The sequence below is a fragment of the Ruegeria sp. CI8 genome, assembly GCF_056536865.1.
The window spans coordinates 1-14371 of record NZ_JBQFQL010000007.1 but is presented as its reverse complement, the minus strand read 5'-3'; the positions used below and the strand labels follow the sequence as shown (position 1 = coordinate 14371).

The window sequence follows — 14371 nt, the reverse complement described above, 5'->3', positions numbered from 1 at the left end:
GAAACCGTCATCCGACCGGGCGCGGGGCAGCAAATGCTTGATCCGCGCTGCGATGCGGGGTCTGGTAGGGACATGGATTACGAAACCATAGATGCGGACAGTTTCGGCCGCAGCCTACGCGGGATCGGGCTGAACCTGCTAGTGCGCGACGTTCCAGCGGAATGCGCTTTTTTGGAGACCGTTTTTGGCCTGAAATCCCATCAGGTGGCGGCGGATTTTGCGATCGTCACCTATGGCGATCAGGTGTTTCAGTTGCATTCGGACGGCACCTATCATTCCAACCCGCTGCTGGGGCTGGTTCCTGAAACGCCGCCGCGCGGTGGCGGGATCGAGATCCACCTGTACGACACCGACCCGGACGAGGCGGCGGAGCGCGCCAGGTCCGCAGGCGCGGTCGTGCTGCAGGAGCCGACCGACAAGCCCCATGGCCTGCGCGAGACCTATATCCTGTGCGAGAACGGCTATGCCTGGGTCGCCAGCCGCCCCAAGGAGGGCTGAAAGTCAGGCGTGGTTTTGATCGGCCGCGATTTCCGCCCGGATCCACTCGGCAAAGGCCACGGCACCCGGGGTCTCCTCGGCCTGGGGCGACAGCAGAAGGTAATAGGCTTCGGGCATCGGCGCGCGATGTTCAAAGGGTGCGATCAGGCGGCCTTCGTCCAGCAGGCGCTTTGCGATGGTGTCATGGGCCAGGCAAAGCCCGCCGCCGGCCATCGCGACGGACAGGCCGACCATATAGGTCGTGGCATAGGTAATCGGTGGATTGCCCCAGTTTAGATCCTGATCTTCGGCCCAGCTGGCCCAGTTCGACAGAAGATTCGAACAGTCGTACAGCGGTTGCTGCTGAAGGTTTTCCAGTGTGACCAGATAGTCGGGGGCGCAGACGGGGTAGTAGTGATCGCTGCGCAAAAGCTCGGTGCGGACCGTGTCGGCCGGGCGCAGGGAATAGCGGATTTCGACCGCCGCGCCTTCGGCCATCTCGCGCGGCTCCCACAACTCGGTGAAGATGTTCAGGTGGACATCGGGGTGCAGCGCGCGGAAGGCGGGCAGGCGGGGGGCCAGCCAGTTGACCGAGAAGGTGATGTTGCACTGCACCTGAACGGTATTTTCCTGCTGCCCGGTCACGGCCTGGGTGCCACGCACCAGCGTCCGGAACGCCTCGCGCACCACGGGCAGATAGGTGATTCCGGCCTCGGTCAGTTCCAATGCGCGGGGGCGCCGGTGAAACAGGGGCTGGCCCAGATAGCCCTCGAGCGACTTGATCTGCTGGCTGACGGCGCTTTGCGTCATGTTCAGATCGCGCGCCGCTCCGGTGAACGACAGGTGGCGGGCGGCGGCCTCGAACGTGCGCAGCCAGCCAAGCGGGGGAAGGGGAGTCCGGGGTTTCATAATCCAATCATAAGTTCAGCTAATGTCAAAACGCCAATTTTTTCGTTGGTCAAGTGCGCCCCGGCCCGGCACGGTTTTCACCAGCCACCTGTCCAAGCCGAATGGAGCCCCCGGATGACCGTCACCAGTCTGAAACCGAATATCGACCATTGGCAGGAGCGCGTGGACATGGCCGCCGCCTTCCGCTGGACCGAACGGTTGAACATGCACGAAGCGGTCGCCAATCACTTTAGCCTTGCCGTGAACGAGGATGGCACGCAGTTCCTGATGAACCCGAACCAGATGCATTTCGCGCGCATCCGTGCCTCGGACCTGCTGCTGTTGGATGCCAACGATCCCGACACGATGCGCAAGCCCGGCGCACCGGACCCCACCGCGTGGGGGCTGCATGGTTCGATTCACCGGAAATGCCCACATGCGCGTTGCGTGATGCATGTGCATTCGATTTTTGCCACCGTCCTGGCCTCCTTGGCCGACAGCAACCTGCCGCCGATCGACCAGAACACTGCAACCTTTTTCAACCGCTATGTCATTGATGACGAATTCGGCGGTTTGGCCTTTGAAAGCGAGGGTGAGCGTTGCGCGACAATGCTGCAGGACCCGAAAAAGAAGGTCATGATCATGGGCAACCACGGTGTGCTTGTGATCGGCAGCGACGCTGCAGATGCCTTTAATAGACTCTATTATTTCGAGCGCGCCGCCGAAACCTATATCCGCGCTCTTCAGACGGGCCAGCCATTGCGGGTGCTGTCAGACGAGATCGCCGAAAAGACCGCGCAGGAGCTGGACGACTATCCGGGGCAGGCCGAGGCGCATCTGCGCGAGATCAAGGCCGTTCTGGATGCCGAAGGCTCGGACTACGCCACCTAGAGGGTTTTGTCATGACCGATGCCCCGCATGATCCCGAAGCCGCCCGCTGGCACTACCGGCCGTCTGACCCTGTGGCGTTGAACCCTTTGTTCAGCTGGCCGCCCAGACCAATGGCGGTTGTGAAATGGTACAGAGGTGCGTGGTTGCAGATCACAGCGCTGACCCTGTGCATGGGGTTGGCGCTGACGGCTTATGTGCTGTTCCTGCCGCCGCTCGAAGCGATGCAGAGCTTTGCACCGGGCTGGATGTTCCGCATCTGGCTGCTGAACATGGTGCCTCAGATCCTTGTTGCAGGTGGGCTGCATTGGTGGCTCTACATGCGCAAGGGGCAGGATATGTACAAAAAGTTCGATCGCCGCGACCTGACCCGCGACAACGGAACCTTCACCTTCCGCAATCAGGTTTGGGACAACATCTGGTGGACCCTGGGCAGCGCCATGACGGTGGCGACGGTCTATCAATGGGGTATCTACTGGGCGATGGCCAACGGGTATGCGCCAACGGTCACTTGGGCCAGCGCGCCTGTTTGGTGCGTGGTCTGGATGCTGTTCATTCCGATGTGGTCGGGTCTGCATTTCTATTGGGTACACCGGCTGGAGCATCACCCGAAACTGTACAAGCATGTGCACGCCGTGCATCACCGCAACGTCAATGTTGGGCCGTGGTCCGGCATCTCGAACCATTGGTACGAGAACCTTCTGTACTTCACGACCTATTTCATCCACCTGGTCGTGCCCTCAAACCCGTTGCATCTGCTGTTTCATGTCTATTTTCAGCAGATCAGCCCGGTCCTGTCTCATTCGGGGTTCGAAAAGCTGAAAGCAGGGAACACGGATGCCGCGCGGGCCGGCGATTTCTTTCACCAGCTGCACCACCGGTATTTCGAGTGCAACTACGGCACGTCCGAGATTCCGTTCGACAAGTGGTTCGGCACATACCACGACGGATCGGCCGAGGCGACGACGCGGACGCGGGCCTACAAGAAACAGATGTATACCTAGCGGGCCCGGCTGCGCAGGGCTCGTGGACTGAGACCGAACTCGGCCCGAAAGGCGCGGGTCAGCGCGCTGGGGTCCTCATAGCCCGCGCGCAGAGCGATTTCGGCGACACTCAGGTCGGTTTCCGCGGCCAGCTTGCGCGCAAGGTTCAAACGCATCCGACGATAGACCTTGGCCGGCCCGGCCCCCAAGTCCGCCCGCATCCTGGATTCCAGCGCTTTTTGCGACCGTCCCGCGCGCCGGGCGATCTCGGGAATCGGCAGAGGGGTCTCGAGATTTTCCTGCATCAGTGCCAGCGCCTTGTTGACATGCGAACTGGCCGAGCCTGCGCCGCCGGAATGTGACCGAGCGGAGTCGCGGGTCATGAACAGCTGCGCGACTTCCAGTGCCAAAGCCTGGCCGTGATCCTGGCCGATCAGGTGCATCACCAGATCAAAGGCGGCCATGGCGCCCGAGCAGGTGATGCGGTCACCGTCGATGACATAGCGCTCGCGGCAGGTCTCGACTTCGGGGAATCGCTCGGTGAACGCGGTCAGTTCCTCCCAATGGATCGTGGCGCGGTGGCCGTTCAGCAATCCGGCCTGGGCCAGCAACCAACTGCCGGTGTCCAGCCCGGCGAGGGTGCGAAAGCGCCGCGTCGCCGCACGCAACCCCGCCTGGGTGCGCCAACCACCATGTGCTTGAAACCCGTAGGAGGGCATCACCAGCAGCATATCCCCATCCGCATCCGTAAGCGCCGCATGGGGTGCCACCTGCAACCCTGAGGACGACGTGACCGGCCTCGGATCCAGTGACAGGAATTGCCAGTCATACAGTCGCTGCCCCGACAGCGTGTTGGCCGCGCGCAGCGGCTCGACCGCATTGGCCAGGCAATGGTTCGAGAACCCGTCGAACAGAAGTACCCCGAATCGCTGCAGTGCGGCGGGTGATTTGGTCCATTTCTGCATGATTGAAGTCTAGTTCTGCATTATTGAGACCTCAAGCCGCGTCAGGATTGTCGCACGCCCAGGAATCGGAGACCCGCGATGCAATTTGGCCTGACCGACGAGCAGGAGATGATCGTCTCGACCGTCCGCAGCTTTGTGGAAAATGAGATCTATCCCCATGAAGAGCTGGTCGAACGCACCGGCGAGGTGCCGAAAGAGATCGCCGACGAGATCAAGCGCAAGACGATCGAACTCGGCTTCTACGCCTGCAACTTTCCCGAAAGCGTCGGCTGCGCGGGGCTGAACCATCTGGAATTCGCGCTGGTCGAACGCGAGTTGGGGCGCGGGTCGATGGCGTTGAACCATTTCTTCGGGCGGCCGCAGAACATCCTGATGGCCTGTCAGGGGGATCAGATCGAACGCTATCTGATGCCCGCCGTGCGTGGCGAAAAGATGGACGCGCTGGCGATGACAGAACCGGGCGCGGGTTCGGACGTGCGGGGCATGAAATGCTCGGCCGTGCGCGATGGCGGCGATTGGGTGGTGAACGGCACCAAGCATTTCATCTCGGGCGCGGAACATGCCGATTTCATCATCGTCTTCATCGCAACGGGCGAGGATCAGACGCCGAAAGGCCCCAAAAAGCGCATCACCGCCTTTCTGGTCGACCGCGCCACGCCGGGCTTCACCATCCGCGACGGCTACAAATCGGTCAGTCATCGCGGTTACAAGAACATGGTGCTGGATTTCGACGACTGCCGCCTGCCCGACGCGCAGGTGCTGGGCGAGGTCGATGGCGGGTTCGAGGTGATGAACACCTGGCTGTATGCCACCCGCATCACCGTGGCGGCCATGTGCGTGGGCCGCGCCCGCCGGGCCTTCGACTATACGCTGGACTATGCCGCCACCCGCGAACAGTTTGGCCAGAAGATCGGCAAGTTTCAGGGCGTCAGCTTTCAGATCGCCGACATGATCACCGAGATCGACGCCGCCGACCTGCTGACCCTGGCCGCCGCCGACCGGCTGGACAAGGGCCTGCCCGCCAACCGCGAGATCGCCTCGGCCAAGCTCTATGCCTCGGAAATGCTGGCGCGGGTGACCGATGCGGCGATCCAGGTGCATGGCGGGATGGGCCTGATGGATGACTATCCGCTGGAACGCTTCTGGCGCGATGCCCGGGTCGAGCGGATCTGGGACGGCACCAGCGAGATCCAGCGCCACATCATCAGCCGCGATCTTCTGCGCGCGTTGGGGGCGTGAACATGACGCCGGGCCTGAGCGGCGCGGCGGGTGCGCTCGCGCCGGGAAAGCTCGCCGCGCTGAGGCGGATGCTAGGGTTCCGCTCGCTGGCGGTGATTGGCGGGGGCGCATGGTGCGCCGAGGTCATCCGGCAGGTGCGGAAACTGGGTTTCACCGGCCCGGTCTGGCCGGTGCATCCCAAGGCCGACGAGGTGGCGGGCGAGCGCGTCTTTGCCACGATCGAGGACCTGCCCCAAGCGCCCGACGCGGCCTTTGTCGGCATCAATCGCCGCGCCACCATCGAGGCGGTCGAGGTTCTGTCCCGCATCGGCGCGGGCGGGGCTGTGTGTTTCGCCTCGGGCTTTACCGAGGCGCAGGCCGAGGACGCCGATGGGGCCGATTTGCAGGTGCAGCTTGTAACTGCAGCGGGGGACATGCCGATCCTCGGACCCAACTGTTACGGCTTCGTCAACGGGTTGGACCGGGTGGCGATCTGGCCCGACCAGCACGGGATGCGCCCGGTGGACCGGGGCGTCGCGATCCTGACGCAAAGCTCGAACATCGCCATCAACATGACCATGCAGCGCCGGGCGCTGCCACTGGCCTTCATGCTGACCTGCGGGAATCAGGCGCAAACCCATCAGGCCGAGATCGCCATGGCGCTGCTGGAGGATGACCGGATCACCGCCATCGGCGTGCATGTCGAAGGCTTTGGCGACCTGCGCAAGTGGGAGGCGCTGGCCGCCAAGGCGCATGACCGTGGCGTGCCGATCGTGGCGCTCAAGGTGGGGCGGTCGGAACACGCGCAGGCAGCGACCATTTCGCACACGGCATCGCTGGCGGGGGACGATGCCGGGGCGCAGGCGTTTCTGGACCGGCTGGGAATCGCGCGGCTGGGGGACGTGCCCGAGTTTCTGGAAACACTGAAGCTGTTGCATGTCACCGGCCCGCTGGACGGGACCGGAGTGGCGACGATCAGCTGTTCCGGTGGCGAGGCCAGCTTGGCCGCCGACATGGCCGAAGGATCCGGCCTGCACTTTCCGCCGCTGACCGCGGATCAGGTCTCGGGCCTGCGCGCGGCGCTGGGGCCGATGGTGGCGCTGGCCAATCCGCTGGACTACCACACCTATGTCTGGCGCGACGCTGACGCGATGGCACGGGCGTGGTCGGCGATGACGGGGCCGCATGTGGCGATGACGATCTCGATCGTTGACTACCCTCACACCGATGCCGCCGATTGGGACTGCGCCACCCGTGCGGCGTTGACCTGCGCAAGCGAAACCGGTCGTCCCTTTGCCGTGGCCGCGACCTTGCCGGAACTGATGCCCGAGGACGTAGCCGAGCGGCTGATGGCGGGCGGTGTCGTGCCCTTTGCCGGGCTGCGTGAGGCGCTGGCGGCGACACGCGCTGCGGCCCGCCCGCATCCCCAACCGCAGGAGCCGGTTCTGCTGCCCGCCGCCAATGCGGCCACAACCGCTCTGACCGAGGCCCAGGCCAAGGCCGAACTGGCTGCTTGCGGCGTGCCGATTCCCCGCTCGGTCGTCGCGCGGGCGGATCGGGCGGAAAAGGCGGTGGACGGTCTGAGCGGGTCCTTTGCGGTGAAAGGCGTTGGCCTGGCGCACAAATCCGAACATGGCGCGGTGCGGCTGGGCATTTCTGCACAAGATCTGCCCGAGGTCGCGAGATCAATCGGCACCGATGAGGTTCTGATCGAGGAAATGGCCCCGGCCGGGATTGTCGAGCTGTTGATCGGCGTCACCCGCGACCCGGCGCATGGCTATGTGCTGACCCTTGGGGCGGGCGGGGTTCTGACCGAGATCCTGCGCGACTCGACCTCGATCCTGATCCCGTCCACGCCGTCTGCGGTCCGCGACGCGCTGGGCAAGCTGGCCTGTGCGCCCGTGTTGAGCGGATATCGGGGCAAGCCCGGCGTGGATATCGATGCGGTCGTGCGGGTGGCCATGGCGGTGCAGAACTACGTCATTGCCAACGCGGCGGTCGTGGACGAAGTTGAAATCAACCCTCTCATCTGCGCGGCCGACGGTGTGGTCGCCGTTGATGCCCTGATCCGAAAGGCATGTTCATGAACCCAATCAAGACCTACCGCGATGGTGCAATCCTTCAGGTCACGTTGGACCGGCCCAAGGCGAATGCCATCGATCTGGCCACCAGCCGCGTCATGGGCGAGGTCTTCCGCGACTTCCGCGATGATCCCGACCTGCGCGTGGCGATTTTGACGGGCGGCGGCAAAAAATTCTTTTGCCCCGGCTGGGACCTGAAGGCCGCGGCCGAGGGCGATGCGGTGGATGGAGACTACGGGGTCGGCGGTTTCGGTGGCCTGCAGGAGTTGCGCGACATGAACAAGCCGGTGATTGCCGCCGTGAACGGCATCGCATGCGGCGGCGGGCTGGAACTGGCCCTGAGCGCCGACATGATTCTGGCCGCCGATCACGCCACCTTTGCCCTGCCGGAAATACGCTCGGGCACGGTGGCGGACGCGGCCAGCGTCAAGCTGCCTAAGCGCATTCCCTATCACATTGCGATGGAACTGCTGCTGACCGGCCGCTGGTTCGACGCCGAGGAAGCGCATCGCTGGGGCTTGGTGAACGAGATCGTCCCGGCAGACCAGTTGATGGACCGGGCATGGGACCTGGCGCGCCTGCTGGCGAGCGGCCCGCCGCTGGTCTATGCCGCGATCAAGGAGATCGTGCGCGAGGCCGAAGATTCCAAGTTTCAGGACATCATGAACCGTATCACCAAGCGCCAGCTGCGCACGGTCGATGTGCTCTATGGCTCCGAGGACAATCTGGAAGGGGCTCGCGCCTTCGCCGAGAAGCGTGACCCGGTCTGGAAGGGCCGCTGAGGCGGATCAGGATTTCTCGAACAGGGCGATCAGCGCGTTGTCGTCCTTGTTGGGGCCGGCGGCCAGATCGCCATAGATGCGGACCGGGGTCAGGGTCAGATGTTCGATCCGGCCCTCGGCCTGCAGCTTGTCGAAGGCGGTTGCGAATCCCAGCGCCTCGAAGTGATTGGCGTTGATCGACAGGGCGAATTGCGCCCCGGGCCGGGCCACCCGCAGCAGGGCGGGCAGAACCTCGGGGCCCAGATGGCCGTGGGTGAAGGTGCCCGACGACACGATGCCCGAATAGCTGTCGCGCGGAACGGGGATGCCCTCGTTCAGGTTGGCCTCGATCGCGTCGCGGTAGATGTCTTTGCGCATCGCTTCGTCCAGCATCTCGGCGCTGATGTCGGTGGCGTCGATCGGCCCCACGCCCAGATCGGCGAGAACCGCGCCGCACAGGCCGGTTCCCGCGCCCACATCCAGCACCGGACCCTGTCCCCCGGCGCCGACAAAGGCGCGGGCGGTGTGGATATGCAGCTGGTAATCCTCGCGCGCGGCGAATCCGCGATCGTAGTCTCCGGCCCATTCGGCATAGAGCCGTTTGTTGTCTGCCGGAGTTTTCAGCGCGTAAGCCGCGTGCAGGCTGGGTTTGTCATCACTCATGCCACCATGAAGGCGCAGGCGGGGATTCGAATCAAGTGCGGCCATCCGGCGCTTGCATCCCGCCCACGGCGCGCTCATCAAGGGGCCATGACTGGAACGCTTTTTTCATTCGGGCACGGCTATACTGCCCGCGCCCTGTCGCGCCGGCTGGCCCCCAAGGGTTGGGGCATCGTCGGAACCACCCGCGATGCCGCCGAGAAGGACGCCATCCGCGCCGCCGGAGCCGAACCGCTGGTCTGGCCAGGCGAGGCCCCCGATCTGGACGGGGTCACGCATCTGCTGATTTCGACCGCGCCCACGGCCAAGGGAGATCCGGTTCTGGCCGCCCTGCGGGATGAGATCGCCGCCCGCGCCGGGCAGTTCGACTGGGTCGGGTACCTGTCGACCACCGCCGTCTATGGCGACCACCAAGGGGGCTGGGTCGATGAAACCACGCCGGCGACCCCGACGGCCGAGCGCGGGCGCTGGCGGTTGCAGGCCGAGCAGGACTGGGCCGCGATCCCCGGCCTGCCGCTGCACATCTTTCGCCTTGCGGGCATCTATGGGCCGGGGCGGGGGCCGTTTTCCAAGCTGAAGAAAGGCGGGCTGCGGCGGATCATCAAGCCGGGGCAGGTGTTTTCGCGCATTCATGTCGAGGACATCGCACAGGTGCTCGAGGCGTCGATGCGCCGTCCCGATCCGGGCGCGATCTACAATGTCTGCGATGACGAACCGGTGCCGCCGCAGGACGTGATCGGCTATGCCGCGCAACTTCAGGGCCTGCCGCTGCCGCCTGCGGTGGATTTCGACACGGCCGACCTGACGCCGATGGCCCGCAGTTTCTACAACGAGAATAAGCGCGTTCGGAACGACCGGATCAAGACCGATCTGGGCGTGACGTTGAAATATCCCAACTACCGCGTGGGCCTTGATGCGCTGCACGCGGATCAGACGTTGAACGGCGACTGATCAGACCACATCCGCCAGGATCATGTCGGCGGCCTTTTCCGCGATCATGATCGTGGGGGCGTTGGTGTTGCCCGAGACCAGCGTCGGCATGACCGAGGCATCGACCACCCGCAGCCCCTGCAGCCCACGCACGCGCAGCTGCGGATCGACCACTGCCAAATCGTCCACCCCCATCTTGCAGGTGCCCACGGGGTGATAGATCGTATCGGCCCGCGCGCGGATATGGCCTTCCCAATCCGGGTCGGTCCGGGCGGTGTCGGTGCCGAACATTTCCTTGTGGCGGTATTTGGCGAGGGCCGGTGCCTCGAGGATTTCGCGCGTCATCCGCGCGCCCTTGATCATCGTGTCCAGATCGCGCGGGTCGGACAGAAAGGCCGGGTCGATCGCCGGGGCGGCAAAGGGGTCGGCGCTGTGCAGCGAAACGGTGCCGCGGCTTTCGGGGCGCAGTTTGCAGATATGGCAGCTGAACCCGTAGCCCAGGTGCAGTTTGCGCGCGTGGTCATCTACCAGCGCGATGGTGAAATGCAGTTGGATGTCGGGGCGGTCCAGATCGGGAGAGGTCTTCAGAAAGGCCGCGCCTTCCGCAAAGGGGGTGGCCGCCATCGACACACCGGTCTTGCGCCACCGCAAAAGGTGTTTGACCAGCCCCACCGTACCGGCGGCGCCGATGCCGAAATTGTCTGTGTCCTTTGTCTTGTAGGCCAGGATGAAATCCAGGTGATCTTGCAGGTTCTTGCCCACGCCCGGCAGCGCGTGGCGGACGGCGATTCCATGCGGGCTCAGGTCCTCGGGGTCGCCGATGCCCGACAGCTGCAGCAGTTGCGGCGATTTCAGCGCGCCCGAGCAGACCAGAACCTCGCGCGTGGCGGTGACGGTGAGATCGGCGCCTTTGCCGCCCTGGCGATAAATCACGCCCGTGGCGCGGTGGCCGTCAAAGGTGATCTCGCGCGCCTGCGCCCCGGTGATGACCGTCAGGTTGGGCCGGTCCATGACTGGAAACAGATAGGCTGCGGCGGCCGAGCACCGCTCGCCGTTTTTGGCGGGGTCATGGAACTGGGTGACCTGGTACAGCCCCGCGCCTTCGTTGTCGCCACGATTGAAATCGTCGGTCACCTTGTGTTGCAACTGGGCGGCGGCCTCGACGAAGGCGCGCGTGATCGGGCGTTCTTCTTTCTGGTCGGACACCTGAAGCGGGCCGTCGGCGCCATGCAGGCCATCCGCGCCGCGTTCGTTGTTCTCGGACCGTTTGAAATAGGGCAGAACGCTGTCCCAGTCCCAGCCCTCGCAGCCCAGATCGGCCCAGCCGTCATAATCCTGCCGCTGCCCGCGCACATAGAGCATTGCGTTGATCGCGCTGGACCCGCCCAGGGCCCGGCCACGCGGCTGATAGCCCGTTCGCCCGTTCAACCCCGGTTGCGGCACCGTTTCAAAGGCCCAGTTGTTGATCTTGGGTCGCCCCGGTAGCATGGCAACCACAGCGGCAGGCATCCGCACCAGAATGCTGTTGCCGCCCCCGCCCGCCTCGAGCAGGCAGACCCGCGTGCCCGGATTGGCGCTCAGACGGTTGGCCAGCACGCATCCCGCGGACCCTCCGCCGACGATGACGTAGTCGAATTGCATGGCGATCCTCCCCTGTGGCCCGCGCGGTGTCGCGCGTCACGGCCCGCAGTTTGAAGCACCGGCGGCAAAACGCAATCGGGGCGGCGGGGAACGCCGCGTCATGTGAATGGGGATCGGTTTGAAAGATCATGGCAGAGCCATAATCAATAGCTATCAAATCAATCTGAAAACAAAATTTTTTCTCATGACTGTGATTTGCTATGACTCGGTGTATTCAAGCGGACTGCGGTCCGCCCCTTTTTCACGTGCCATACGCACGGTTGCCTCGCAAACAGACAGACACCAGCCAGGATCGGAGATTGAGATGGACGGAAGCGACAACCCCAACACGGGCAAATGCCCCATCATGCACGGCGCCGGAACCCGATCGAACCGGGACTGGTGGCCCAACCAGCTGAACCTGGCGATCCTGCACCAGCACCAGCCGGCCGGGAATCCGCTGGGGGCCGATTTCAACTATGCCGACGCGTTCAAGAAGATCGACTATGACGCGTTGAAACAGGACTTGTATGACCTGATGACGGATTCGCAGGATTGGTGGCCGGCGGATTACGGCCATTATGGCGGTCTGTTCATCCGCATGGCCTGGCACAGCGCCGGCACCTACCGGACGGCTGACGGGCGGGGCGGCGCCTCGACCGGGAACCAGCGGTTCGCGCCGCTCAACAGCTGGCCGGACAACGGCAACCTCGACAAGGCCCGTCGTCTGCTGTGGCCGATCAAGCAGAAATACGGCAACCAGATTTCGTGGGCCGACCTGATGATTCTGGCCGGCAACTGCGCCATTGAATCGATGGGCGGCAAGACCTTCGGCTTTGCCGGCGGCCGGGAAGATATCTGGGCGCCCGAGGAGGACATCTATTGGGGTGCCGAGACCGAATGGCTGGCCCCGACCGAAAACCCGCACAGCCGCTACTCGGGCGAGCGCGATCTGGAAGATCCGCTGGCCGCCGTGCAGATGGGCCTGATCTATGTGAACCCCGAAGGCCCGGACGGAGAGCCGGACGTGCTGGCCTCGGGCCGTGACATTCGCGACACCTTTGCCCGGATGGCAATGAACGATGAAGAGACCGTCGCACTGGTTGCCGGTGGCCACACATTCGGCAAGGCGCATGGTGCCGGGGACCCGGCGCTGGTCGGCCCCGAACCCGAGGCCGCGCCGATCGAAGAGATGGGCTTTGGCTGGATCAACAAATTCGGCACAGGCAAGGGTGACGACACCACGACCAGCGGAATCGAGGGCGCCTGGACCGCGAACCCGATCAAGTGGGACAATGGCTATTTCGACCTTCTGTTCGGTTATGACTGGAACCTGACCAAAAGCCCTGCCGGAGCGTGGATCTGGGAGCCGGTCGGCGTCAAGGAAGAGGACATGGCACCAGCTGCGCATGATCCGTCGAAAAAGGTCAAGACGATGATGACCACCGCCGACATGGCGATGCGCATGGATCCGATCTATGGGCCGATCTCGAAGCGGTTCCACGAAAACCCCGACGAGTTCGCCGACGCCTTCGCTCGCGCTTGGTTCAAGCTGACCCATCGCGATATGGGGCCAAAGGCGCGCTACATCGGTCCCGAGGCGCCAGCAGAAGAGCTCATCTGGCAGGACAACGTGCCGGCGGTGGACCATGATCTGATCGATGCCGCGGACGTGGCCGACCTGAAAGCCCGGCTGCTGGATTGTGGCCTGTCGGTGTCGGAACTGGTCGCGACGGCATGGGCTTCAGCTTCGACCTTCCGCGGCTCGGACAAGCGCGGTGGCGCCAACGGCGCCCGCATCCGGCTAGCGCCCCAGAAAGACTGGGACGTCAACGAGCCCGAGAAACTGTCCAAGGCGCTGGATGCTCTGGCGGCGGTACAAGCCGAGTTCAATGCCGCGCAGTCCGGCAACAAGAAGGTCTCACTTGCGGATGTAATCGTGCTGGGCGGCGTTGCGGCGATCGAAAAAGCCGCCAAGGCTGCCGGGCATGACATCGATGTTCCCTTTGTGCCCGGCCGTACGGATGCCACACAGGACCAGACCGATGCCGAGTCCTTCGCCCCGCTTGAACCAATCGCGGATGGGTTCCGGAATTACCAGCGCAAGGAGTACAGCGTGTCTCCTGAAGAGTTGCTGGTGGACAAGGCGCAACTGTTGACCCTGTCGGCACCCGAGATGACCGTCCTGGTCGGCGGTATGCGCGTTCTGGGTGCGAATTTCGGTGGCACGGCGCATGGCGTCCTGACAGACCGGGTCGGGGTTCTGAGCAATGACTTCTTTGTCAATCTGCTGGACATGCGCACCGAATGGAAGCCGGCGGCAGACGCTAAAGGAGTGTATGAAGGCCGGGATCGGGCTTCGGGTGAGGTGAAGTGGACCGGAACCCGCGTTGACCTGGTATTCGGTTCCAATTCACAACTCCGGGCTCTGGCCGAGGTTTACGGCCAGAAAGATGCCGACGCCAAATTTGTCGGTGACTTCGTATCGGCGTGGACCAAGGTGATGAACGCGGACCGCTTCGACCTGACTTGAGGGCGGAACAGCTCCCATGATCAGCGCCGCCAGGGGAAACCGTGGCGGCGTTTGTCGTGCCCGAGTCCTGGTCTTGCCAAGACGCGCGGCGACGATTCCATCCGCACCGCGTAGAGGGACCCTGAAAAATGGACGGCGCATACCGCAATAATGGGGAATACCGTGGGATTTATTAAGCTAACCTATTGTTTTTATTAACACCGCAAAGATTCCGCCGAGAATTGCGAAGTTTTTTCGAAATGGGGGTTGCAGGTCCCGGACCTAATCCGTAAATACCCCTTCACCGGCGCTGCTGAGGCGGTGTTGGTTGGTCGGAAGGACGGCCTGACGGACTGGAAAGACGGTTGAGACGCCTGGGAGAGACCGG

12 protein-coding genes are annotated in these 14371 nt (G+C 63.8%); 8 read left to right on the top strand and 4 right to left on the bottom strand.

Annotated features, from left to right (window positions below; genetic code table 11):
- The first annotated feature begins 72 nt into the window (after positions 1 to 72).
- A complete protein-coding gene (locus ACR0DA_RS18440) occupies positions 73 to 498 on the top strand; it encodes a VOC family protein (RefSeq protein ID WP_480755210.1) in 426 nt (141 codons plus the stop codon).
- A gap of 3 nt (positions 499 to 501) precedes the next feature.
- Here the strand turns inward: ACR0DA_RS18440 and ACR0DA_RS18435 are convergent, their stop codons facing one another.
- Positions 502 to 1386 (bottom strand): LysR family transcriptional regulator, encoded by an 885-nt coding sequence (locus tag ACR0DA_RS18435; RefSeq protein ID WP_480755209.1) that lies wholly within the window; start codon positions 1384 to 1386, stop codon positions 502 to 504.
- Between the two features lie 114 nt (positions 1387 to 1500).
- Here ACR0DA_RS18435 and ACR0DA_RS18430 point away from each other — a divergent pair, with 114 nt between their 5' ends.
- Both ACR0DA_RS18430 and ACR0DA_RS18425 read left to right on the top strand, forming a co-directional pair.
- Entirely contained in the window at positions 1501 to 2256 is a 756-nt protein-coding gene (locus ACR0DA_RS18430) for a class II aldolase and adducin N-terminal domain-containing protein (protein ID WP_170600715.1), read from the top strand.
- 11 nt (positions 2257 to 2267) lie between these two features.
- A complete protein-coding gene (locus ACR0DA_RS18425; RefSeq protein ID WP_480755208.1) occupies positions 2268 to 3257 on the top strand; it encodes a sterol desaturase family protein in 990 nt (329 codons plus the stop codon).
- On the opposite strand, the gene ACR0DA_RS18420 is transcribed toward ACR0DA_RS18425, so the two are convergent.
- Complete coding sequence (locus tag ACR0DA_RS18420; RefSeq protein ID WP_480755207.1) at positions 3254 to 4201, bottom strand: GlxA family transcriptional regulator; 948 nt, start codon at positions 4199 to 4201, stop codon at positions 3254 to 3256. The genes ACR0DA_RS18425 and ACR0DA_RS18420 overlap by 4 nt on opposite strands.
- Positions 4202 to 4279: 78 nt before the next feature.
- Here ACR0DA_RS18420 and ACR0DA_RS18415 point away from each other — a divergent pair, with 78 nt between their 5' ends.
- From ACR0DA_RS18415 to ACR0DA_RS18405, 3 genes are read left to right on the top strand one after another with little or no spacing between them, the layout of a single operon-like run.
- Positions 4280 to 5440 (top strand): acyl-CoA dehydrogenase family protein, encoded by a 1161-nt coding sequence (locus ACR0DA_RS18415; protein WP_480755206.1) that lies wholly within the window; start codon positions 4280 to 4282, stop codon positions 5438 to 5440.
- 2 nt (positions 5441 to 5442) lie between these two features.
- The gene (locus ACR0DA_RS18410) at positions 5443 to 7506 is read left to right on the top strand and encodes an acetate--CoA ligase family protein (RefSeq protein WP_480755205.1); all 2064 of its coding nucleotides are present in this window, start codon (positions 5443 to 5445) and stop codon (positions 7504 to 7506) included.
- Positions 7503 to 8282 (top strand): carnitinyl-CoA dehydratase, encoded by a 780-nt coding sequence (locus tag ACR0DA_RS18405; protein WP_480755204.1) that lies wholly within the window; start codon positions 7503 to 7505, stop codon positions 8280 to 8282. The genes ACR0DA_RS18410 and ACR0DA_RS18405 overlap by 4 nt, the downstream gene beginning before the upstream one ends.
- A gap of 6 nt (positions 8283 to 8288) precedes the next feature.
- Here the strand turns inward: ACR0DA_RS18405 and ACR0DA_RS18400 are convergent, their stop codons facing one another.
- Positions 8289 to 8969: a class I SAM-dependent DNA methyltransferase gene (locus ACR0DA_RS18400; RefSeq protein ID WP_480755203.1), complete on the bottom strand. Its 681-nt coding sequence runs from the start codon at positions 8967 to 8969 to the stop codon at positions 8289 to 8291.
- Between the two features lie 42 nt (positions 8970 to 9011).
- Between ACR0DA_RS18400 and ACR0DA_RS18395 the strand changes: the two genes are divergently transcribed.
- On the top strand, positions 9012 to 9872 hold the full coding sequence (locus ACR0DA_RS18395; RefSeq protein ID WP_480755202.1) for an SDR family oxidoreductase: 861 nt from the start codon (positions 9012 to 9014) through the stop codon (positions 9870 to 9872).
- Here ACR0DA_RS18395 and ACR0DA_RS18390 read toward each other — a convergent pair whose 3' ends face one another.
- Positions 9873 to 11492: a GMC family oxidoreductase gene (locus ACR0DA_RS18390; RefSeq protein ID WP_480755200.1), complete on the bottom strand. Its 1620-nt coding sequence runs from the start codon at positions 11490 to 11492 to the stop codon at positions 9873 to 9875.
- A gap of 304 nt (positions 11493 to 11796) precedes the next feature.
- On the opposite strand from ACR0DA_RS18390, the gene katG reads away from it, so the two are divergent.
- Complete coding sequence (katG, locus tag ACR0DA_RS18385) at positions 11797 to 14004, top strand: catalase/peroxidase HPI (protein WP_480755198.1); 2208 nt, start codon at positions 11797 to 11799, stop codon at positions 14002 to 14004.
- Positions 14005 to 14371 lie beyond the last annotated feature (367 nt).